General features: G+C 43.8%; 18 protein-coding genes and 1 tRNA gene. 12 read left to right on the top strand and 7 right to left on the bottom strand.

The features are described 5' to 3' along the window. Nucleotides 1-21: 21 nt before the first annotated feature. From D0C36_RS12925 to D0C36_RS12950, 6 genes are all read right to left on the bottom strand, one after another. On the bottom strand, nt 22-1,026 hold the full coding sequence (locus tag D0C36_RS12925) for a TolB family protein (protein ID WP_199502016.1): 1,005 nt from the start codon (nt 1,024-1,026) through the stop codon (nt 22-24). 40 nt (nt 1,027-1,066) lie between these two features. Continuing rightward, complete coding sequence (locus D0C36_RS12930; protein WP_117392043.1) at nt 1,067-2,560, bottom strand: RagB/SusD family nutrient uptake outer membrane protein; 1,494 nt, start codon at nt 2,558-2,560, stop codon at nt 1,067-1,069. A 21-nt stretch (nt 2,561-2,581) separates the two neighbouring features. Further along, nucleotides 2,582-5,779, bottom strand: a complete 3,198-nt coding sequence (locus D0C36_RS12935; RefSeq protein ID WP_117392044.1) for a TonB-dependent receptor — start codon at nt 5,777-5,779, stop codon at nt 2,582-2,584. A gap of 278 nt (nt 5,780-6,057) precedes the next feature. Further along, a complete protein-coding gene (locus tag D0C36_RS12940; RefSeq protein WP_117392045.1) occupies nt 6,058-7,221 on the bottom strand; it encodes a FecR family protein in 1,164 nt (387 codons plus the stop codon). 140 nt (nt 7,222-7,361) lie between these two features. Then, a complete protein-coding gene (locus D0C36_RS12945; protein WP_158557111.1) occupies nt 7,362-7,961 on the bottom strand; it encodes an RNA polymerase sigma factor in 600 nt (199 codons plus the stop codon). Nucleotides 7,962-8,517: 556 nt separating this feature from the next. Next, nucleotides 8,518-8,589 (bottom strand) — tRNA-Glu (locus tag D0C36_RS12950). 208 nt (nt 8,590-8,797) lie between these two features. Between D0C36_RS12950 and D0C36_RS12955 the strand changes: the two genes are divergently transcribed. Genes D0C36_RS12955 through egtD form a run of 7 tightly spaced genes read left to right on the top strand, consistent with a single transcriptional unit; the run spans nt 8,798 to nt 15,626 of the window. After that, complete coding sequence (locus D0C36_RS12955; protein ID WP_117392047.1) at nt 8,798-9,079, top strand: DUF427 domain-containing protein; 282 nt, start codon at nt 8,798-8,800, stop codon at nt 9,077-9,079. A gap of 2 nt (nt 9,080-9,081) precedes the next feature. Then, nucleotides 9,082-10,470 carry a dihydrolipoyl dehydrogenase gene (gene lpdA, locus D0C36_RS12960; protein WP_117392048.1) on the top strand — a complete coding sequence of 463 codons (1,389 nt, stop codon included), beginning with the start codon at nt 9,082-9,084 and terminating at the stop codon, nt 10,468-10,470. Between the two features lie 9 nt (nt 10,471-10,479). After that, nucleotides 10,480-11,454 carry an ABC transporter ATP-binding protein gene (locus D0C36_RS12965; RefSeq protein ID WP_117392049.1) on the top strand — a complete coding sequence of 325 codons (975 nt, stop codon included), beginning with the start codon at nt 10,480-10,482 and terminating at the stop codon, nt 11,452-11,454. Further along, a complete protein-coding gene (locus D0C36_RS12970; protein WP_117392050.1) occupies nt 11,435-11,881 on the top strand; it encodes a hypothetical protein in 447 nt (148 codons plus the stop codon). Before D0C36_RS12965 ends, D0C36_RS12970 begins: the two co-directional genes overlap by 20 nt. Beyond that, nucleotides 11,874-13,445: an ABC transporter permease/substrate-binding protein gene (locus tag D0C36_RS12975; protein ID WP_117392051.1), complete on the top strand. Its 1,572-nt coding sequence runs from the start codon at nt 11,874-11,876 to the stop codon at nt 13,443-13,445. The genes D0C36_RS12970 and D0C36_RS12975 overlap by 8 nt, the downstream gene beginning before the upstream one ends. A 5-nt stretch (nt 13,446-13,450) precedes the next feature. Next, nucleotides 13,451-14,602, top strand: a complete 1,152-nt coding sequence (egtB, locus tag D0C36_RS12980) for an ergothioneine biosynthesis protein EgtB (protein ID WP_117392052.1) — start codon at nt 13,451-13,453, stop codon at nt 14,600-14,602. Nucleotides 14,603-14,633: 31 nt separating this feature from the next. Further along, nucleotides 14,634-15,626, top strand: coding sequence for an L-histidine N(alpha)-methyltransferase (gene egtD / locus D0C36_RS12985; RefSeq protein WP_117392053.1), 993 nt, complete (start codon nt 14,634-14,636; stop codon nt 15,624-15,626). Here the strand turns inward: egtD and D0C36_RS12990 are convergent. Next, entirely contained in the window at nt 15,549-16,388 is an 840-nt protein-coding gene (locus D0C36_RS12990) for a DUF4262 domain-containing protein (RefSeq protein ID WP_117392054.1), read from the bottom strand. The two genes, egtD and D0C36_RS12990, sit on opposite strands and share 78 nt — an antisense overlap. A 58-nt stretch (nt 16,389-16,446) precedes the next feature. On the opposite strand from D0C36_RS12990, the gene D0C36_RS12995 reads away from it, so the two are divergent. From D0C36_RS12995 to D0C36_RS13015, 5 genes are all read left to right on the top strand, one after another. After that, nucleotides 16,447-17,388, top strand: coding sequence for an SPFH domain-containing protein (locus D0C36_RS12995; protein WP_117392747.1), 942 nt, complete (start codon nt 16,447-16,449; stop codon nt 17,386-17,388). A 26-nt stretch (nt 17,389-17,414) separates the two neighbouring features. Next, entirely contained in the window at nt 17,415-17,972 is a 558-nt protein-coding gene (locus D0C36_RS13000; RefSeq protein WP_117392055.1) for a DUF922 domain-containing protein, read from the top strand. 95 nt (nt 17,973-18,067) lie between these two features. Beyond that, on the top strand, nt 18,068-18,823 hold the full coding sequence (locus D0C36_RS13005) for a UDP-2,3-diacylglucosamine diphosphatase (protein WP_117392056.1): 756 nt from the start codon (nt 18,068-18,070) through the stop codon (nt 18,821-18,823). 386 nt (nt 18,824-19,209) lie between these two features. Then, the gene (prfA, locus tag D0C36_RS13010) at nt 19,210-20,283 is read left to right on the top strand and encodes a peptide chain release factor 1 (protein WP_117392057.1); all 1,074 of its coding nucleotides are present in this window, start codon (nt 19,210-19,212) and stop codon (nt 20,281-20,283) included. A 178-nt stretch (nt 20,284-20,461) separates the two neighbouring features. Continuing rightward, entirely contained in the window at nt 20,462-21,382 is a 921-nt protein-coding gene (locus D0C36_RS13015) for an FAD:protein FMN transferase (RefSeq protein ID WP_117392058.1), read from the top strand. Nucleotides 21,383-21,474 lie beyond the last annotated feature (92 nt).

Raw genomic sequence — 21,474 nt, forward strand, 5'->3', positions numbered from 1 at the left:
TGTTATTTTAAATAGATCAGATTAATTAGGTGTATATGCAGCACCCAATTCATTGTCTGATGAATTGATACCGGCGTTATAGCTTGATAACGACCATATATTTTTACTGGTGATATCTCCGATATACAGATCATATCCGCCGGCAGTACCTGCACGGGTACTTGAAAGGATAACGTAATCAGTTCCGCAAGGATATGCGTCAGCATATTCTGCATTGGCGTTGTTAAAAGGCAGTCGGGTACGGGTGTTATTTGCAAAATACCCCATGTAAACCTGGTCATGATGGTCACTGCTGCTAACCCACCTGCTGTAGAGGAAAGTATTTTGATCGCGCTTTATAGGATAATATTCCTGCACATCTGCCACGTTTGCCAACGCGATTTTATTCGACCCATCAAGATTGATCTGGAATATATCTGAATTGTTGCCGGCCCCTTGTGCAAAAAGCAGGCCTGTGGCATCATCGTTATAGTAAGGCATACCTTCTTCAATTGAAGGCGTATTAGTGATAACATCAGTAATGTTAGCGTCAAGGTCAAGCAATTTCAGGTCACCGTCTTGCTTAAACGCTATCCTGTACCCGTTTGGTGAAAATTTAGGGTCTTCATCCCTTAAACCATTACCTGCCGTAAGATTTGTGGGGGCATCTGTATCGCCAACCCGCCAAAGGTAGATATCCCAGTCGCCGGAGCCGGCTGGTTGCCCCATAAATACGATCTTTGTCCCGTCGGGGTTAAAATGGGCATTCATCGGGTAATCAATATTCCAGTTTTGGCTTATCCAGTTTAAAGTATTTGTACTAAAATTGTATATATACATTTTAGTGCCGGCACAAGCGTAACAAGAGTAAGTATGATAAACAAGCTTACCGGTAAGGGCGGGCTTAGGCAAGGTACTGGTTAACGGCGTATCTATTGCCGCATTTCCCTGATCTGTGTCAAACGGTAAGGCATTCTTTAATTCCTTTTGGCAAGCGCCAAGTATGCCGGTTATAAAAACCAGGGCTATAATTAAAAATCTTTTCATTTTATTAGTTTGTTAAGGTTAACAGCTCATCAAGGTTCAATTAATAGCCGGGGTTCTGCTTTAATTTATTGTTCCTGTTTAGTTCGCTTGCCGGAATAGGAAGTAACATTTTGTTATTGTTGGCCGCATAATTAACCAGTTCGCGGTCTGCATTTCCACAGTTTAGTTTGTATTCTTTCAAACCATTCATTGTGGCTACAAATTTCCCTGTCCTCACAAGGTCATTAAATCTTGTGCCTTCAAAAGCAAGTTCTAAGCGGCGCTCATTCAGGATGAAATTTTTAACAGTTTCCTTATCACTTACCGGTTTACCGGTTAAATGCACTCGCCCGCGTACTTTATTTAAAAGTGCGATGGCGCCATCGGTTCCTGACATATTGCCCAATTCATTCTGCGCCTCGGCTTTCAACAAGATGATATCGGCCAGGCGTATCAGGTAGGTGTAATCGCCGCTTGCATAACCATTTGCATGCTCCCACTTAAAAACGAAAGGTATTTGTCCCGAAGAGGCGCATGGCTTCCAGTACTCATCGGCCCAACCGGCATCTGCCATAAGGATGTTTGTATTCTTACGTTCCGTATCGCCCTCACTGTTGTATGCATTAACCAGATCTACAGATGGCGTACAGTATTTTCTCCATTCGTCTCCGGTAAGTGATGGCGGTAAAAACAACTGCGGCCCCCAGTTAGCCTGTGCGGTATTGGCGATGAACTGGATCTCGAAAATAGCCTCAGAATTAATGTAATGCGTACCATCGAACAATTGATTATAAATGGGATGCAGATCGTAACCGGCCGGGCTGTTGATAACGGCATTACAATAGGTTACAACTTTGTTATAATCAGGGTTGGGCATTTGAGCATACACTTGTGCCAAAAGGGAGTTTACAGCGCCTTTTGTTGCCCTCGATTTATTTAACGAAGCGCCCTGCCCGTAGTCATAAGGCAAAACCAGCGCATCATTTAAATCGGCGATAATTTGCTGATAAATTGCATCAGGTGATGCTGCAGGAACATTCACACTTGCCGGATCGACAGAGCCAAAATCGGTAACAAGCGGTATATTCCTGTACAACTTAAGCAGTTCAAAATAATAATAAGCTCTTAAGAACTTTGCTTCCCCTGTAATTTGAGCTTTCCTTTCCGCTGTTAACTGCGGGTCATTCACACCTTTGATCTTATCAATTACCAGGTTTGCACGTGCTACCCCGTTAAAAAGCTGGCGGTAGTCAAACGTTGCGCGGCTGTTTGAAGAGGATATATTTAACGCATCATACTGATTGATCTCCTGATCGTCTCCACCAGAGTAGGCGTTATCTGACCGGGCATCCCCAAGAAGTACCCTGTCCCAGATAAAATATTCCTGGTATAAAGTATTGTACACGCCTGTAAGTGCTGCCTCCATATCCTTTGCAGTTTTGTAGGCGTTGCCAGTGGTAGCGCTGGATTCCGGTGCCACATCCAGAAATTTCTTGCATGATGCGAATAGCGCGATACACATCATATATATAAAGTATTGTCTGATTCTTTTCATTTCTTGAAAATTTAAATGATGTTATAACGAGACGTTTAAGCCCACAATAAATGCTCTTACCTGTGGGTAGGTACCGTAGTCAATTCCGGATACGCCATTCTGCCCTGCAAATGCACTTACCTCAGGGTCAAAACCGCTGTATTTAGATGATGTGAAGACATTCTCTCCGGTTACATATAAGCCCAGTTTCTGGATACCCAGTTTTTTGACAATGGTTGGCGAGAATGAGTAACCCAGCGTGAGTGATTTAAGGCGCAGGTACGAGCCATTTTCGATAAACCGCGATGAGATGCGGGTATTGCTTACGTCATCGGCTACAGCCTTGGGTATATTGGTGATCTGCCCCGGGGTGGTCCAGCGGTTTAAAACAGCTGAGGATTGATTCCTGAAATCGTTAAGGCCCTCCGTTTCAATCCGGGTTGCATTGAAGATCTGGTTACCCTGCACCCCCTGGAAGAAGATATTGATGTTGAAGTTTTTGTAAGAAAGGAAGTTTGTGATACCGTAAGTGAATTTTGGATTGGCGTTACCTATCACCCGCTTATCATCGTTATTTAATATGCCATTGTTGTCAAAATCTTCATATTGCTCCATGCCTGTTTGCGGGTCGACACCCTTTGCCACATAGCCAAAGAAAGTCCCCAAAGGATAGCCCTCTTTTATAATTGCAGCTTCTTCGCGCTGATAGATGGCGCCGACAGGCAATACCTGGTCTGCAATGTAACCAACCTTGTTGCGATTGATCGACAGGTTTAAACTGGTTTCCCATTTAAGATCATTAACCAGGTTTTTTGTGTTCAATGCAAACTCAATACCCTTATTTTGCAGGTTACCCACATTCTGCAAAGCGCCGCTAAAACCGCTTGACAAGGCCACCGGCTTATCAAACAACAGATCGCGGGTTTGCTTTTTATAGGCATCTACAGACAAATTTACCCTTGAGTTGAATAGCGAAATATCAATACCCAGGTTGTTTTGAATGGTTGTTTCCCATTTCAAGTCTCTGTTTTCGGGTGTATTGGGGCCCGTTCCCGAGCTAAGGTTACCGCCTAACACGTAATTATAGCCAACGCCAACCTGCCCAAAATAGGAATAAGGTGCAATACGATCATTACCCACTTTACCCCAGCCGTACCTTATCTTCAGGTCGCTTAAAAAGGATACATCTTTAAGGAAGTTTTCCTGCGAAAGCCTCCATCCAACGGAGAATGAAGGGAAGTATCCCCATCTGTTATCCGGCCCGAAAACGGATGAGGCATCAGCCCTGAAATTTCCGGTAAAAAGGTATTTGTCATCAAAGGCGTAGTTAACCCGGCCAATGATCGCCTGGTTTGTTCTGGCTGTTCTTGAACCTGTTGCAGAATTGATGATCGACCCACCGTTAACGGTTGTTACTGTTGATGATGAGAAGTTTTTGGTTTCTATTGCCGAACCTTCATAAGAAGACCTTGACATAGAAAACCCGCCAAATGCTTCGATAGAATGTTTGCCTATAAACTTTTTATAGGTTAACGTATTTTCGTTAAGCCAGTAAGCATTTTGGTTCATGTTCAAATTGGCCAGCCCGTTGTTTACCCTGCCGAAATCTGTTTTAAAAGGATCAAGAAAATAATTGTAACGGTCGGTAGCATAATCATAACCGAAAAGCGATTTTGCCTTAAGCGAGCTAAGGATATTAACCTCGGCATACAGGTTGCCAAAAAATCTTGAATTGTTGTAACCGTTAACTGCACCATCGGTATAGGCTGCCGGGTTGTTAAATGATAAACGTAAAGGGTTGGCTGTAAATGAACCATCGGGATTAAATATATCGATGACCGGTGAGGATGTTAAAAGGTTCATGATCACACCGCCTCTGCCAGAGCCTTTGTTGTCGTCGATATTTCTATCAAACCATCTTGAGAAAAGTACGCTTGTACCCACTTTTACTATCTTGCCAACCTTTTGGTCAAGGTTTACTTTAAAGTTGTAACGGTTAACAGAGTTGTTCCTCACCACACCATCTTCCTTTATCCATCCGCCCGATATGTAGTACTGTGTATTATCGCTCCCGCCGTTTAAAGAAAGCTGGTAGTTTTGTGCATAAGCATCTCTGAAGATCACGTCCTGCCAGTTGGTGTTGGCTTTATACTTGGTCCAGTCTGCCACCTCATTCAATTCGGTCATCAGGTCAATGTATTGGCCCCTGTCCAAAACGTCCAGCTTTTTTAGAACGTTAGATACGCCACCGTAAGCCGAGAGCGTTAAAACGGGTTTTTGGTTTTTCCCTCTTTTGGTGGTGATCAAAACTACACCATTAGCACCGGCTGCACCATAAATTGCCGATGAAGAAGCATCTTTTAGGATGGTGATAGATTCTATATCGGTTGGGTTAATATCATAAGTTGTAGCACTTTGCACACCATCAACTATGTATATCGGCTCACTGTTGGCCGTGATAGATGTTGTACCGCGCACCCTGATGGAAACACCCGCCTGAGGTTTACCCGATGGCCTTTGTACTTCAACGCCCGCTGCTTTTCCTTCTAATGAATAGCCAAAGTTGGTGGCCGGGCGGTCTTCCAGGTCTTTTGATGTTACAATGCTAACAGCACCGGTAAGGTCTTTCTTACGTTGCGCGCCATAACCTACTACCACTACCTCGTTTAACCCCATTGCTTCGGCATGCAACACGATCACGATATTTTGCCTGGTGCCCGCTGTAATGGTTTGTGAGATCTTACCAATGTATGAGATGATGATCTCGTTAGCCGGGTCAATATCCGGCAGCACAAACTCTCCCTGCATATTGGTAAGCGTGGTTTTGGCCGGGTTCCCTTTCAAAGTTACCGTAGCGCCAAGCAGGGGGTTGCCATCTTCATCGGTTACTCTACCACGGAGATCGATGTTGCTATTGATGAGCCTTGTGATCGTTTCCACCTTCTGCTCATCTACCTTAATGATCACAGATCTGTCCTCGATATGGTAGATAAGCGGTTGGTTTTTTAAAGATTGCTTTAAAGCTTCTTCAACTGAAACGTTATTTACTTCTAAAGAAACGGGAGTGGTTACACGTAATATATCATCGCTATAAACAAAATCGTAGCCGCTTTGTATGCGTATTTTTCTCAGGATAATATCCAGGCTGGCCTTATCCTCTTTTAGTGTTATTTTTTGTGCGTAGCTGGCTGCGCTAACTGTCATTACCGTGATCAGCAGCAGGAGAGTGGTCATCTTCATGACTAAAAAAATTATGCGCGGAGGATATAAACGGTGCGCGTTTATGCATAGTGCATTAAAATTCATAAGTTTGAATTGTTCGGGTTTAATAATTTGTTCTCACACACTAATTGATTTTCTTATGTGGCCTTGCCGCAAAAAGAAAGGGTAACCCGAACTGCTTACGTATCCCGAGGTCCAAGTCGGGGTACGTTTTTTGTTCAGTTACCTCTGCATATAGCTACCTGCGTAAAATTCTTTTCATATTGTTAATTAGGTTAAAAGTTAGTCTGTATAAATTATTTATGTTTAGTTACTTTAATTGATGCACCCTCACTCTTGAAATCAACCTGCTCTGTAGCGCGGAAGTAGTTAATGATGGTATTTATCGGTCTTGTGCGGCTTACTGCACCCGTAAACTTGATAGCCTTCAGATCATTGCTTTCCCAGGTAAATTTCACATCGTACACCCTTACAACCTCTGCCAAAATGCTCTCTAACGATTCATGATTGAATATCAATTTGCCATCCAACCAGGCTGTCACTTCTTCTGCATCGGCAAGTTTAGCACTCAGGTTACCCCCCACAACAGTAGCCTGCTCACCCGGAATAAGCAGCAATCCTTTTTTTATCCCGTTAGCATGTACACGCACCGAGCCTTCTAACAGCGTTGTTGTGGCTACGTTATCATAAGCGCGTATATTAAACTCCGTACCTATATCTTCTACGGTTTGATCTTTAGCGTTTACTATAAATGGCTTCTGGGCATCATGTTTTACTTTGAAATAAGCCTGCCCGGTAATGCTTACTTTTCGCTGTTTGCCGGTAAATTGTACAGGGTAAGTAACGGATGATTGCGCATCCAGGTAAACTTCAGTCCCGTCAGATAAGATGAGTTTGTATTTGTTACCGCTATTGTTAGCCAGCGTGTGCATCAACATCCCGGTGTCGGCTTTGCTTTGAGGCCCGTAAACAAGCTCTCCTTTTTGCTGGCCTATCTGTATACCATCAGAACTATATGTATTAGACTGCTTTGAGGGGTCTATTGCTATTTTTTTACCATTGGCCAAAGTCAATTCTATACCTTGCTGCTTTGGCGTTGTGTGTTGTAAATCTGTTGCAAGTTTTGTTGCCGGCGTTTTTTGATAAAGAAAATATCCGCCTATACATATCATCACCAATATAGAGGCTGCTGCCGCAATACGTGGCCATATCCTGAACTGTGGACGCGGCAGCTCAACCCTCGCTATTGCATTAATACGGTTTAAAAGCACTTCGCTTTCTTTTGCGGTAAACGGCGCTTTATTAGGTTTAAAAAGTTCCCATTTTTCTTTCAGTAATTCTGTTACCTGCTGTTCATTGGCAGGGTCTGCCATTAATGATAACAGCTCGGTATGTTGTTCTGCAGATATGTTGTTTGAGTTTAACAGATCAAACAAATCATTCAGTCTTGAATTTGGCATTTTTACTGGTTTACAAGCAGCGCCCAAAGGTGTAGCAAGGCGCTATTTGCACTAAAGACACAGGATCTGCGAAAAGGGGATATAGAAAATAAAAAAAATGTAAAATTTTTATTTACTGATAACTACCATAAGCCTATCCGCTACTTACCGATAAGCGTGATGGCGATAAAAATTGCGGAAAGTTCTTTGTGCGTCCGCACAAACTCGGCTACCGATTTTATTGCCCATTGCTGGTATTTTTTTACAGATTCGGCAGATAGCCCAAGCTCTTTGGCTATATCGGCCGTTTTACGACCTTCTTGTTTCAACACAAAAACACGGTGCTGGCTGGGTGGTAACTGGGCAATGGCCCTTTCAACTAAATTTTGATATTCGGGATTTGAAAGCGGGTCGTCAATTACCTCTGATGTTTCATCACTAACTACCGATAAGGTGTACGCATCCTGTTTCTTTTGGTCGCTAACATTTTTGCGGATGCTGTTTAATGTGTAATTACGGGTGAGGATAAACAGATACGAAGTAAATTTTTCCACCTCGTGCAGTTTACGCTTATTCTGCCAAATCTTAACAAACACGTCCTGGACAATTTCTTCGGCCATTTCCGTTGAGGCTGTAAGTAACATCACATACTCTGCAATTTGGTTGTGATAGGCGTAAAAAAGAGAGGCGAAGGCTTTTTCGTCTCCTTCACCAACCTTTATTAATAGTTCTCTTTCATTATGTACGCTGCTTATTGCCAAGGTTATAATTATTTAAAGCTAATCTAATGAAAAACCGCAACTTATTAGCTTCCCGTGCATTCCTAAGAACTCGCATGCCCGGTAACTAAAGGCAGACTATAGATTACAGCCTTGTCCTTATTGCTGTTGTTGTAGATCCTCTTACACTCTTAAAGTGCAGTTATTAGTTATTATAATATTCAAGGAATGAAGCGAATACAGTGTATCAATTTGTGAGTGAATGGGATAAACAATAAAAATCAGACAGAATACTTAGCGCGCGGCTTATTCTGTAAGCCAGTAAAGTATCATACTTGTAAGCTAACGTATCGTTCACAGCTTATTTTTGAAATATTCTGAGGTTCAGAATTTCGGAGATATGTTACACCCTTCCCTTAGTTCGCCTGGTGATCGCCACGCTTTATCATCTTCCTTTTTTTAAAAGATGAAATTCTGACTTTTGCTTAAGCCATATTTGAGCTTCATTCCGAGGTATTGAACCTCAAAAAAAATTTATCCATCACGCGCCCCGTAAATGAAAAAACGCCGGTCTCTTGTAAGAAACCGGCGTTTTAAGTAGCCCGTAGGGGAATCGAACCCCTGTTTGAAGAATGAAAATCTCCTGTCCTAACCCCTAGACGAACGGGCCGTCCTTTTAAGTTTAACGTTTAATTTCGTTTCCCTTATTTTGGGACTGCAAAGATAAACGAACGCAATTAAAATTCAAATTATTTTTTACAAAAATTTTAATCGACTGATTTTCAATGATAAATTTTCCTCTACACAAACAAAATTTCACAATAGTGAATTATAACAGCTAATTGATAAGCTATATTTATCATAAAATCCATCTACCAATGAAAGCTATCTGGAACAACCAGGTCATTGCCGAAAGTAATGACACTATCGTAGTTGAAAACAACCATTATTTTCCCAAAGATTCTGTAAAGCCCGAGTTTCTGCGCGAGTGCAGCACACAATCTACCTGCCCGTGGAAAGGCCTTGCTTCTTATTATGACCTGGAAGTTGATGGCCAGCAAAACCGCGGTGCGGCGTGGTACTATCCCGAGCCAAAAGAAGCAGCATCAAACATTGCCGGCTATATTGCTTTCTGGAAAGGGGTAAAAATAACCGACTAATTATGAAACAATACGATGCAATAGTGATCGGATCGGGGCAGGCGGGTTCGCCGCTTGCTAAAAAACTTGCTGAAGCGGGCATGAAAACGTTAATCGTGGAGAAACGCTTCTACGGCGGCACCTGTATAAATGACGGCTGTACACCTACCAAAACCATGGTGGCCAGTGCACGCGTGGCTTACCTGGCCAGCAAGTGCAACGATATGGGCGTTACCATAAAAGGTTACAAGGTAGATATGCGCCAGATTAAAAAGCATAAGGACGAGATATTGCTAAAATCGCGCAATGGAAGTCTGAAAGCGGCAGAGAATACTAAGAACCTTGATGTGCTTTTTGGTGATGCCACGTTTATTGACGAGAAAACCATCAGCGTACGTACCAAAAAAGACGGCGTAAAAGAATTTAAGGCCGATAAGATTTTTATCAATACCGGTGGCAAGCCTGTTATCCCGCATGATATTGAGGGGATAGATGAAATAGATTTCCTGACCTCGACCACCATCCTTGATCTGGAGAAAGTACCTGAACATCTGGTAATACTGGGCGGTAATTACATAGGGCTGGAGTTTGGGCAGATGTTTGCCAGATTCGGCAGCAAGGTCACTATTATCGAAAAATCAGATAGAATATTATCTCATGAAGATGACGATATATCATTGGAGCTAACCCGCATCCTTCAAGAGGAAAACATTACCATACATACCAACGCCAAAGTGGCCCGCTTTAAACAGAAGGGTAGTGGCAAGATCACCGCCACAGTAAAAGTTGGCAATAACGAGGAAAAGATAAAATGCAGCCATGTGTTGATTGCCATTGGCCGTGCGCCGCAAACGGACACTTTAGCGTTGGCAAAAACCGGCGTTAAGACTGACGAGAAAGGCTACATCCCAGTTAATACCAAACTGGAGACCAATGTTAAAGGCATTTATGCTCTTGGCGATGTTAAAGGCGGCCCGGCGTTTACGCATATTTCTTATAACGACTACACGATTGTTTACCGCAACCTGATAGAAGGTCAAAATCTGAGTACCCGCAACAGGCCTGTGCCTTACTGTATGTTTACCGATCCTGAACTGGGTCGCGTGGGCATCAGCGAGACCGAGGCGAAGGAAAAAGGGCTGAATTACAAAGTGGCCAAACTTCAAATGTCGCATGTAGCAAGGGCGATAGAGACCGGCGATACCCGCGGCATGATGAAAGCCGTTGTTGATGCTAAAACTAAAAAGATACTGGGCGTAGCCATTGTAGGCACTGAAGGCGGCGAGATCATGAGCGTGCTGCAAATGGCTATGGAAGGCGGCATAACTTACGACCGTATCCGTTACTGCGTATTTGCGCACCCAACCTATTCAGAGTCGCTTAATAATTTATTTATGACCTTAGAGGATTAAGCGGCCCTGATGATAAAAGTTAACAACCTGGTAAAAACCTTCGGGGCTACAAAAGCGGTAAACGATATTTCTTTCGAGGTAACCGAAGGCGAAACCTTGGCACTGTTGGGTACCAGCGGCTGCGGCAAAACCACCACGCTAAAAATGCTCAACCGTTTGATAGAACCGGATAGCGGCACTATCGAAATTAATGGCAAGGATATTTTTAACGAACCTGCTGAAATACTGCGACGCAACATGGGCTACGTTTTGCAAAACAACGGGCTGTTCCCTCATTATACGGTTGCAGAAAATATCGCGGTAGTACCCAATCTGCTAAAATGGGATAAAGCCAAAACTGAAAAGCGTACCGTTGAGCTATTGGAAAAACTGCACCTTTCTAAAGATCACCTCAACGCTTACCCTAACGAACTAAGCGGCGGGCAGCAGCAACGCGTAGGCCTGGCCAGGGCTTTGGTTGCCGATGCACCGGTATTGTTGATGGATGAACCATTCGGCGCGCTGGATAATGTTACCCGCTCAAAGATACACGCGGAGTTTAAGGTGCTGGACGAGTTGAAACGCAAAACCATCATTATGGTAACTCATGACGTACAGGAAGCTTTTGAGTTAGCTGACCGTATTGCTTTGATGGACAAAGGCAAGATAGTACAGATAGGTACGGCTAATGAATTGCTATTTAACCCTGTTAATGATTTTGTTAAAGATTTCCTGAAAGAACAACACCTGCAACTGGAGCTAAAAACCATCAAATTAATCGATGTGTGGCAATATCTGCCTTCAGATGGCCCTCGCATCAACACCTCGCAACTGGCTGCCACAGCCGGCATCTGGGAAGCTTTGGATACTTTTAAATTTTATCCGCGTGAAAACATTAATATCTTAAATCAGCAAAGTAAAGAAGTACGCTCGGTTACGTTCGATCAATTGTTGTCTGCTTATAATCAACATAAAATAATGACTTATGACAAGAGTTCTTTATAGCGCATTAATTACGCAGATATTTTTGTTGAGTTATAGCCTGAGCTTTGGACAGGTTCATAAACCCGATTCTGTAAAAATTGAATGTGAGGGGTTTGATACGGAATCGTTTACAGATGTTAGCTGCGATGCGTTTGATTATTCATTCAGAGATAGCAAAAAAGTTAAACGCATTCGCGACAAAGCAAACTTGTCATTATTTAACGCTCAACGCGGGAACTTCAAAAAAACAAAAAGTAACTCGATAGATGTTCGGGGAAAAATCACTTACCATTTCGGAAAAACCAATGAAAAATACTGTTTCGATGTATTCGGAAAGTTTTACAGAAACGGCGAATTCTATTACAACAAAAAATTGTTGATAGCCATTGCCGATAATATATATTCTAAACACCCTGCTTACTTAGATACGCTTAGATCCCATGAATGAGCATCAGCAAACCTTATGGGAATTTATGCAGCAGCAAAGCGATAAATTGCTGGTGCAAACCATGCAGCATATCGGCTTAACGTTTATCTCGCTGTTTATTGCCGTGCTTATTGGTCTGCCATTGGGTATCTATATATCGCGCGTTCGCAAATTATCGGGTACTGTATTAGGCATCGCAGGCATCCTGCAAACTATCCCGAGTATCGCTTTATTGGGTTTTATGATCCCTTTATTGGGTATCGGCGCAAAACCTGCAATAGTGGCTTTACTACTTTATGCATTGCTCCCCATCGTCAGGAATACTTACACCGGTATTACAGGCGTGGATGGCACCGTAAAAGAAGCCGCAGTAGCCATGGGGATGAACAAGTGGCAGGTGCTTTTTAAAGTGGAGCTTCCGTTGGCTATGCCGGTGATATTAGCAGGCATACGTACGGCTACGGTGATCAACGTGGGTGTGGCTACGCTGGCATCATACATTGCAGCGGGCGGCTTGGGCGAGTTTATCTTCGGGGGCATATCCTTAAACAACACCAACATGATATTGGCAGGAGCAATCCCGGCGGCGTGTTTGGCAATTTTGTTCGATTTCCTTTTATCGCTGGTGCAAAAACTCAACTTTAAAAAAGTAAAAGGCGCGGTAAAAATAGCGCCCGTTTTACTGGTGATATTATCCTGCTTTTACTTTATCCCATCAGCTTATGGCGGCAAACTCACCGCAGGTTTTACGCCAGAGTTTATGGGCCGGCAGGATGGTAACCTCGGCCTGGTAAGTAAGTACGGATTAAAGATCCACACCATCGTGATTAGCGATGCCGTAATGTACAAAGCCGCACAGGAAAAGGAACTGGACGTCATCAGCGGGTACTCTACCGATGGCCGCTTAAAAGCTTACGACCTCATTGTATTGGATGACGATAAAAAGATTTTCCCGCCGTATTACGCCGCACCCATAGTGCGTGAAGAAGCCTTGCAGAAACTCCCCGAATTAGAAAAGACATTGAACAAACTTTCGGGCTTAATAAATGATTCGGTGATGACGGAATTAAACTACCGCACCGACTATCTTCACCAAACGCCCGAGCGGGTTGCTAAAGATTTTCTGCAGGCTAAAGGCTTGTATAAAGATCCGCAGCAAAGCGGCGGGCAGGTTGTAAGTTTGGGGTCCAAGATATTTGGCGAGCAATACATCCTCACCAATATCTACAGCATGCTCATAAAAGGTTATACCAACTATGGTGTGGAAACAAAAACAGGCCTTGGCGGCACCAAAATAGTGTTTGATGCCATGACCAATAACCAGATAGATGTTTATCCCGAATACACAGGCACCGGCTTATTGGCTATTTTACAGGCCCCAACAAAAGTTATAGAAACTTTGCAAAGCAGCAAGGATAGTACTTACATTTATGTAAAGAACGAGTTTGAGAAACGTTATCAGATCAAATGGCTAAAGCCAATAGGGTTTAACAATGCCTATGCTTTAATGATGCGCCGCCAGCAGGCAAATGAACTGCACATTAAAACAATTTCTGATCTCAAACGCTTTTTGGATACTAAATAATACCTATGGACTTAGCGGACTGTTACAAAAAAGTACGCCAGCGAACGGATGCAATTTGCGAACCGCTGCAAACCGAAGATTACGTTGTGCAACCCGTGGTGGATGTTAGTCCGCCTAAGTGGCACATTGGGCATACTACATGGTTTTTTGAAACCTTTATCCTGAAGCCCTATTTTGCCGAATACCAGGAATTTGACCCCAATTATAATTTCGTTTTTAACAGTTACTACGAGAGTGTGGGCACCCGCGTTATCCGTACAGATAGGGGTAATTTAAGCCGACCAACGGTAATTGATATCAAACGTTACCGCAAGTATGTAGATGACGCCATGTATAACTTTCTGGCTTGCGGCGATGTAAGCGATGACGTACGCGAACTCCTTATCCTCGGCTTTAATCACGAAGAGCAGCATCAGGAGCTTCTGCTAACAGATATTAAATATATCCTTGGCCATAACCCATTATTCCCTGCCTATTCACATGATTGGCATGTACCAAAAGCGCTTCCGGTTGATGGCGGTTTCATCAAAATAAACGAAGGCATTTACGAAGTAGGTTTTAACGGCGAGGGTTTCAGCTTTGATAATGAACTGAACCGCCACAAGGTATATCTGAACAATTTTGAGATAAGCCCCAACCTGGTTACCAATGCCGAATACCTGGAGTTTATTGAAGCAGGCGGTTACCACGATTTCCGCCACTGGCATGCCGCGGGCTGGGATTGGGTGAATACCAACCATGTTGAAGCGCCGATGTACTGGCACCAGGTAGATGGCAAATGGCAAAACTACACCTTCCACGGTTTGCAGCCTGTAAACCGGCATGAGGCTTTAAACCATATCAGCTTTTATGAGGCTTATGCCTATGCATCATGGAAAGGCCTGCGCCTGCCTACCGAGTTTGAGTGGGAAGTTGCGGCAACCCAATTTAACTGGGGCCAGCGCTGGGAATGGACAGAAAGTGCATACCTGCCGTACCCTGGCTTCGCAAAAGCACCCGGCGCCATCGGCGAATATAACGGCAAATTTATGGTAGGGCAGCAGGTACTGCGCGGGGCATCAGAAGTTACCTCGCCAAATCATAGTCGCATTACCTACCGCAATTTTTTCCAGCCGGAGCTGCGCTGGCAATTCACCGGCATACGTTTGGCTAAATAGAAAAACTAAAAACATCCACCACATCTCACCTATGGCACCACAAGTTTTAACATGCTCTGCAAGCAATCAAAATATGGATATTACCGATTGTCAATTCTATAAAGATTCAATTGCTGGCCTCACGGCCAAGCCAAAGCACCTCGATTCAAAATACTTCTATGATGCTCATGGTGATAAACTTTTCCAGGACCTGATGAACTGCGACGAGTATTATCCAACCAATTGCGAGATGGAGATATTTACCAACCAAACTGCAGATATCTGCAAAGCTTTGATAGGTAATGGTGATGCGTTCGACCTGATAGAGCTGGGTGCCGGCGATGCTACCAAATCAACCAAGCTGTTGAAGTATCTGATAGATAATAAGGCTGATTTTACCTATCTGCCTATCGATATATCAGAGAATGTGATCTCTTACCTCAACGTGACCTTACCGGTTACTCTGCCGGGCATTGAAATTACCGGCCTCAACGGCGAGTATTTTGATATGTTGAAAAAGGCTGCATCTATATCTGACAAACGCAAGGTGGTAATGTTCCTCGGCTCAAACATCGGGAATATGCCGGTGGCTGATGCAGAAGGCTTTTGCAATGAACTGCGCAAACACCTTTCGCCCGGCGATATGTTGCTGATAGGCGTAGACTTGAAGAAAAATCCGGCAACTGTTTTGGCTGCTTATAACGATAAAGAAGGAATTACCAAACGCTTTAACCTTAATTTATTGGAGCGTATGAACCGCGAACTGGGTGCCAACTTCAACGTAAACCAGTTTGATCATTACGCCATGTACGATCCTGAGAGTGGTGCCTGCAAAAGCTACCTGGTTAGTGAGGCAGCGCAGGATGTAAAGATCGGTGAGGAGACCATCAGCTTTGCTAAAGACGAATATATTTACATGGAGATATCGCAGAAATACTCCGTTGAGCAAACGGATAAAATGGCTGCGTCAACCGCCTTTAAGCCAATTAATCATTTTTTTGATGGCAGAAGGTGGTTTGTTGACGCTATCTGGCTGGCTGATTAATTCATCGCCGGCCTCATCTGTGTCTTCATCTTCATCAGGAGATTCTTCAACTTCCCACTCTGCGTCCCGGTCAGCCCGTGATGCAGCCCATCCGTATTGCAAAAAATAAATAGAGTTTAATGAAGGGTCGGCTTCAACAAGGTGCTTAAGGCAAACAAGTTTACCATCATTAATATCAGGTTCTAAACTTGTATGAAACTGCCAGTCGCCGTTTTCGTTATGATAAACATATAAAACCGGGGCTCCTGCTAAGGCATCGCTGGTAGTATAAACCCCAAGGGTTTCACTTTCATAAAATCTGAAATTTGCATTCCTGTCCAACAAGGGTTGCTTATATTTCCAGTCTTCATTAAAGCCATCTTCCCACGGGAATTTATTTTGCTTATCCGGCCACACCATTTGCAGCACAGGATAATCAATGCCCTGATAAAATTTAGAACCGAATCCCAGATAATCGAAATAATTGAGTTCCTGCACCTCTAAAAATTGCACGTCGTAGTCCTGCAAAAAACCCTGATATAACTTTCCTGTAACGATGGTTTCGCCTGCAGCCGCCATATCTTTTGCACCGTTTATTATCGCGGCCATAACATTAATATCCAGGCCAACGCAAATTATCTCAGGGTGCCCATAGTTCTGATACAAGCCTATCGAATATATAAAAGCAGGCGTATAGCCATTGCTTTCTATCAGCGTAAGGTGACAGCCATATTTTGCAATGTTATCAATTACTATTTGCTCGTAATCGTCCTGTTCGGGCATAAACTTTTCTTATTGGATGTTCTGCAAATTACCTTACATTTATAAAAAATACAACCTAATGGAAGCCTCATCTGTCTTATTTTACATCTTTCTATTCTTTATCGTAGTTGTTATTTTCTCATCATTTGTAACTGTTAAACAGGGTACAATTGTGGTGATTACCGTATTTGGCAAATACCGCCGCATATTAACGCCGGGTTTAAATTTCAAGATCCCGCTGATAGAGAATATCTACTCAAAAATATCAATCCAGAACCGTTCGGTTGAGCTGGAATTCCAGGCCGTAACTTTCGACCAGGCTAATGTATACTTCAAGGCCATGCTGCTTTACTCGGTGCTAAACCAGGAAGAAGAGACCATAAAAAACGTAGCTTTCAAATTTGTTGACGAGCGCAACCTGATGCAGGCTTTGATCCGCACTGTTGAAGGCTCGATCCGTGCCTTTGTGGCCACCAAACGCCAGAGCGAGGTACTGATTCTTCGCCGCGATATTGTGGAGCACGTGAAGGAACAACTGGACAATATCCTGGAAAGCTGGGGTTATCACCTGCAGGACCTTCAACTGAATGATATCACTTTCGATGATGTGATCATGAAATCGATGAGCCAGGTAGTGGCATCAAACAACCTCAAAGCTGCTGCCGAGAACGAAGGCCAGGCACTATTGATCACCAAAACCAAAGCTGCCGAGGCTGAAGGTAACGCCATCAAAATTTCGGCCGAGGCCGAGCGCCAGGCAGCCCAGTTACGCGGCCAGGGTATAGCCTTATTCCGCGAGGAAGTTGCCAAGGGTATGACAGTTGCCGCCAAAGAGATGCAGGAAGCCAACATGGACACCTCGGTTATCATGTTTACCATGTGGACAGAATCCATCAAACACTTCTCAGAAAACTCAAAAGGCAACGTAATTTTCCTTGACGGCTCAAGCGATGCCATGCAGCGCACCATGAAAGAAATGATGGCTTTAAACCATTTACATACTGATGCCGTCAAAAAGTAAATTTACTTTACCCCCGACGGCATTAGATGAGACTGATAAAACTGTGCGCTTTATGCGCTATTACAACAATATGCTTTGCAGCAAAACCGGTTAAGGCGCAATCGTTCCGCACCCTTACCGAAGCAGATTTTTTAGGCACGCCGCGACCGAATGGTCGCGGCGTTGTTGCTTACACCAACTGCACTATTGATTTTAGCTACCAGGCCAACCGCACAAACGGCGACTACATACTGCACTTTAACGTGCGGTTGTTGATGAACAATTACAAGTCCTGGTTAGACCGTTCGCGCGTTACAACCCGCGACCAACTGGCCGAGATCCTGAAACATGAACAAGGCCACTACAATATTGCCTACCTGGAGCAGCAGGAGGTATTGCGCACCATGAGCCGCACCCGTTTTACCTCAAACTACAGGCAAGAAGCCATGAACATTTTTGATCGTATTGACGCCAAATACAAGCAGCTTAACCAGGATTACGACGAGGATACCGAGCACATGGTTAACCGCCAGCAGCAGCGCAGCTGGGATATTTATTTCAACAAGCGCCTGCAAAACATGCCGCCCGAGAACGCGAGCCTGTAATTAATGAGTGAAGGATGGAATTAGTGAATGAATAGGTTATGGATCGTATTGGTCAATTTGTCATCTCTCAATTATTCCCGTACTTTTGAAACCGTATGCCGGCCGGTAAAAATTTATACTTCGCTTCTGATTTTCATTTTGGTGCTGTTAGCTATGCCTCATCGCGCGAGCGTGAAGACCGTATTATACGCTGGCTGGATATGATCAAAGATGATGTTGCCGAATTGTTTTTAATGGGCGATGTTTTTGATTTCTGGTTCGAGTATAAAACCGTAGTGCCTAAAGGTTACATCCGTTTCCTGGGCAAGCTGGCCCAACTCACCGATAGCGGCGTAAAGCTTTACCTGTTTAAAGGCAACCACGATATGTGGATGTTCGATTATTTTACGCAGGAACTTGGCGCAACCATCATTACCAACGAGCTGGAGAAAGAACGCAACGGCAAAACTTTCTATTTACATCACGGCGACGGCCTCGGCCCCGGCGATAATTTCTATAAATTCCTCAAAAAGTTTTTCAGGAGCGGGGCATGCCAGTGGCTGTTTGCAAGGTTGCACCCTAATTTGGGCGTAGGTATTGCTAATGCGTGGTCGCGCAGAAGCCGCATTGCAGGTTCAAAGAATGTTCATAAAATACAGCATCAGCAAGAGTGGTTAGAAACCTTCTCCCGCGATATGCTAAAGACCCGTCATTTTGATTACTTCGTTTTCGGGCACCGCCATTTGCCGTTGGATATTGCCCTGCCGGATAATTCGCGCTATGTAAATTTAGGCGAGTGGGTAAATTATAATACCTACGCGGTGTTTGATGGTACCGAACTGCATCTTAAATATTTTGAGCGCGAGGCATAGTTGTTGTTTCGTACCTACGGCACGAAGCTTCCGCTTGGACATGTGTTCTACCGACCTTTAACCCCGATGGGGTTGGATTGCAATTTCAGAAACAACTTCTTTAAAATGCTCCGTAGGAGCTATCGCTTTGTAAAACTAAACAGGTTCGTTGTTTGCGTGCCATAGGTACGCTCCTCTACTAACATTACTAAAATTTGCAATTAAATGCTCCATAGGAGCAAAAGGTCGGTAGAAAAATACAAGCGCCTTTCTCGCGTGCCGTAGGTACGCAACCTACTCATTGCCGCAATCTTACAAAAGCCTGAATTATTATATCAGCACAAATGCGTATTTTTGCATGTTTTTTGCTTGGCATTTGTTACCCGCCGCAAAATCCCTGAAATAAAATGTTAGATAAATTAGAGTTAATATACCAGCGCTGGAAAACTGTTGAAGGCGAATTGAGCAGCCCCGAAGCAATGGCTGATATGAAGCGTTTTGCCCAGCTGAACAAGGAATATAAAGACCTTGCCAAGATCGTTGATCAATACCACATCTACAAAAATGTGATCAGCAACATCGATGCAAACAAAGAAATACTGGCTACCGAGAAGGACGAAGAGTTCCGCGAGATGGCCAAAGGCGAATTGGATGGCTTACTTGAGCAGCAGGATGAGATGGAAGAGACCATCCGCTTGATGCTGATCCCTAAAGATCCTGAAGATTCTAAAAATGCTATTATCGAGATCCGTGGTGGTACAGGTGGTGACGAGGCAGCCCTTTTTGCCGGCGACCTTTACCGCATGTACATGCGCTATTGCGAAAAGCGCGGCTGGCGTACCGAACTGGTAGATTACACCGAAGGTACTGCAGGCGGTTACAAAGAGATCATCTTTAACGTTAACGCCGAGGATGCTTATGGCAACTTCAAATACGAATCGGGCGTGCACCGCGTACAACGCGTGCCTGATACCGAAACACAGGGCCGCGTGCATACATCAGCTGCATCAATCGTGGTATTACCAGAGGTTGACGAATTTGATATCGAGCTGAACGTATCTGATATCCGTAAAGACCTTTTCTGTGCATCGGGCCCGGGCGGTCAGTCGGTTAACACCACTTACTCGGCGGTACGTTTAACGCACATTCCAACAGGAGTGGTAGCACAATGCCAGGACCAGAAATCGCAGTTAAAAAACTACGATAAAGCCCTGCAGGTACTACGCTCACGTGTTTACGAGATGGAGTTACAAAAACACCTGGAAGAAACATCTAAGAAACGTAAAACCATGGTGGCCACCGGCGATAGGAGTGCTAAAGTACGTACCTACAACTACCCGCAAGGCCGCTTAACCGAGCACCGCATTGGTTTAACCATTTACAACCTGCCCGGCGTTATGAACGGCGATTTGCAGGAGATAATGGAAGCCCTTCAGTTTGCAGAAAATGCCGAGAAACTAAAAGAAGGTACAGTAGCATAATCACATTATCATTATAAAAACCAAAGCACCCAAAAGGTGCTTTTTTTATTGGCAGCAAGGCCTTTTCATGTCAATTTCATAAAGCCCAACTAATTTAGCGTTTGTAAAGTTGCGTTTTACTGTGGCTTTACGTACTGGCTTTATCATTAAACAATAAAGTTTTAAAAACGCTACCCCTATGCTGGCATTAAAAAATTTAACAGATAACACCATCATCTTTAACCGCACTACACGGTTAATGGGCACTGAGTTTGATTTTAACCTGGTAACTGATAATGCCGCCTGGGCATTACAGCGTATTGAAAGCGCTGTTAACGAAATTACCCGTATTGAAAAACTGTTAAGCACTTTTAACGAGGATAGCTCTATCAACCTCATCAACCGCAACGCAGGCATTGCACCTGTACGTGTTGATGTTGAAACCTTTAAACTGGTTGATCGCGCTTTGCAGATCTCAGCTTTAACCCACGGTACATTTGATATTGCTTATGGTGTGCCTGTTAATGAGAATGAAAGCCAAACAGTAGCGGTTAAAACCCGTACTTTAAAAAAGAAAGTTAGCCTTACCAACTATATCAACGTTGAGCTTAATCACGCAAAACAAACCGTTTTCCTGAAAAATGCGGGTATGCGTATAAGCCTTAGTGCTATTGCACGCGGTTACGCTGCAGACAGGGCAAAAGTGGTATTACAAATGGAAGGCGTTAACAGTGGTGTGATCAATATGGATGGCGACCTGCTTACCTGGGGTTTACAACCAGATAATACAGCGTGGACCATAGGCACTGCCGATAGTTCAAAAGCAAACGAGATTTACGCTGATGTAGAGATAAGCAACATGGCTGTAGCTACATCAATAAATACAGAACTGGTTGCTAATCGTGCGGTAATAAATGCTGAAAGCGGTTTCCCGGTTAGTGCTACAAAAAGCATTAGCATCATCAGCCCAACGGCAGAACTATCAGGCGCCATGACCGGCCCTATGTTTGGCATGGGTATAAACACCGGTTTGTATTTAATAAACAAACTTAACCAGATAGCTTGTATTGCGGTTGATGACCAAGAGCGTGTTTACACCTCAAAACATATTATACTGTAATTTTAGCGGCCCGGCCGTTATATATAAACCTGATTAAAGTTTGCGCCAGGCAATAGGAATTTTTACACCTAATGCCTGGCGCATTTTTTACG

Origin of the sequence: Mucilaginibacter conchicola (genome assembly GCF_003432115.1) — a bacterium.
Lineage (GTDB): Bacteria > Bacteroidota > Bacteroidia > Sphingobacteriales > Sphingobacteriaceae > Mucilaginibacter > Mucilaginibacter conchicola.

Bases quoted from the DNA above. Each gene is read 5' to 3' on its own strand.
- D0C36_RS13005 (WP_117392056.1), top strand. From the start codon at position 18,068: ATGCCGGCCGGTAAAAATTTATACTTCGCTTCTGATTTTCATTTTGGT.
- D0C36_RS13015 (WP_117392058.1), top strand. From the start codon at position 20,462: ATGCTGGCATTAAAAAATTTAACAGATAACACCATCATCTTTAACCGC.
- D0C36_RS12975 (WP_117392051.1), top strand. From the start codon at position 11,874: ATGAATGAGCATCAGCAAACCTTATGGGAATTTATGCAGCAGCAAAGC.
- prfA (WP_117392057.1), top strand. From the start codon at position 19,210: ATGTTAGATAAATTAGAGTTAATATACCAGCGCTGGAAAACTGTTGAA.
- D0C36_RS12925 (WP_199502016.1), bottom strand. From the start codon at position 1,026: ATGAAAAGATTTTTAATTATAGCCCTGGTTTTTATAACCGGCATACTT.
- D0C36_RS12930 (WP_117392043.1), bottom strand. From the start codon at position 2,560: ATGAAAAGAATCAGACAATACTTTATATATATGATGTGTATCGCGCTA.
- D0C36_RS12965 (WP_117392049.1), top strand. From the start codon at position 10,480: ATGATAAAAGTTAACAACCTGGTAAAAACCTTCGGGGCTACAAAAGCG.
- D0C36_RS12970 (WP_117392050.1), top strand. From the start codon at position 11,435: ATGACAAGAGTTCTTTATAGCGCATTAATTACGCAGATATTTTTGTTG.
- D0C36_RS12955 (WP_117392047.1), top strand. From the start codon at position 8,798: ATGAAAGCTATCTGGAACAACCAGGTCATTGCCGAAAGTAATGACACT.
- egtD (WP_117392053.1), top strand. From the start codon at position 14,634: ATGGCACCACAAGTTTTAACATGCTCTGCAAGCAATCAAAATATGGAT.
- D0C36_RS12935 (WP_117392044.1), bottom strand. From the start codon at position 5,779: ATGAAGATGACCACTCTCCTGCTGCTGATCACGGTAATGACAGTTAGC.
- D0C36_RS13000 (WP_117392055.1), top strand. From the start codon at position 17,415: ATGAGACTGATAAAACTGTGCGCTTTATGCGCTATTACAACAATATGC.
- egtB (WP_117392052.1), top strand. From the start codon at position 13,451: ATGGACTTAGCGGACTGTTACAAAAAAGTACGCCAGCGAACGGATGCA.
- lpdA (WP_117392048.1), top strand. From the start codon at position 9,082: ATGAAACAATACGATGCAATAGTGATCGGATCGGGGCAGGCGGGTTCG.
- D0C36_RS12940 (WP_117392045.1), bottom strand. From the start codon at position 7,221: ATGCCAAATTCAAGACTGAATGATTTGTTTGATCTGTTAAACTCAAAC.
- D0C36_RS12990 (WP_117392054.1), bottom strand. From the start codon at position 16,388: ATGCCCGAACAGGACGATTACGAGCAAATAGTAATTGATAACATTGCA.
- D0C36_RS12995 (WP_117392747.1), top strand. From the start codon at position 16,447: ATGGAAGCCTCATCTGTCTTATTTTACATCTTTCTATTCTTTATCGTA.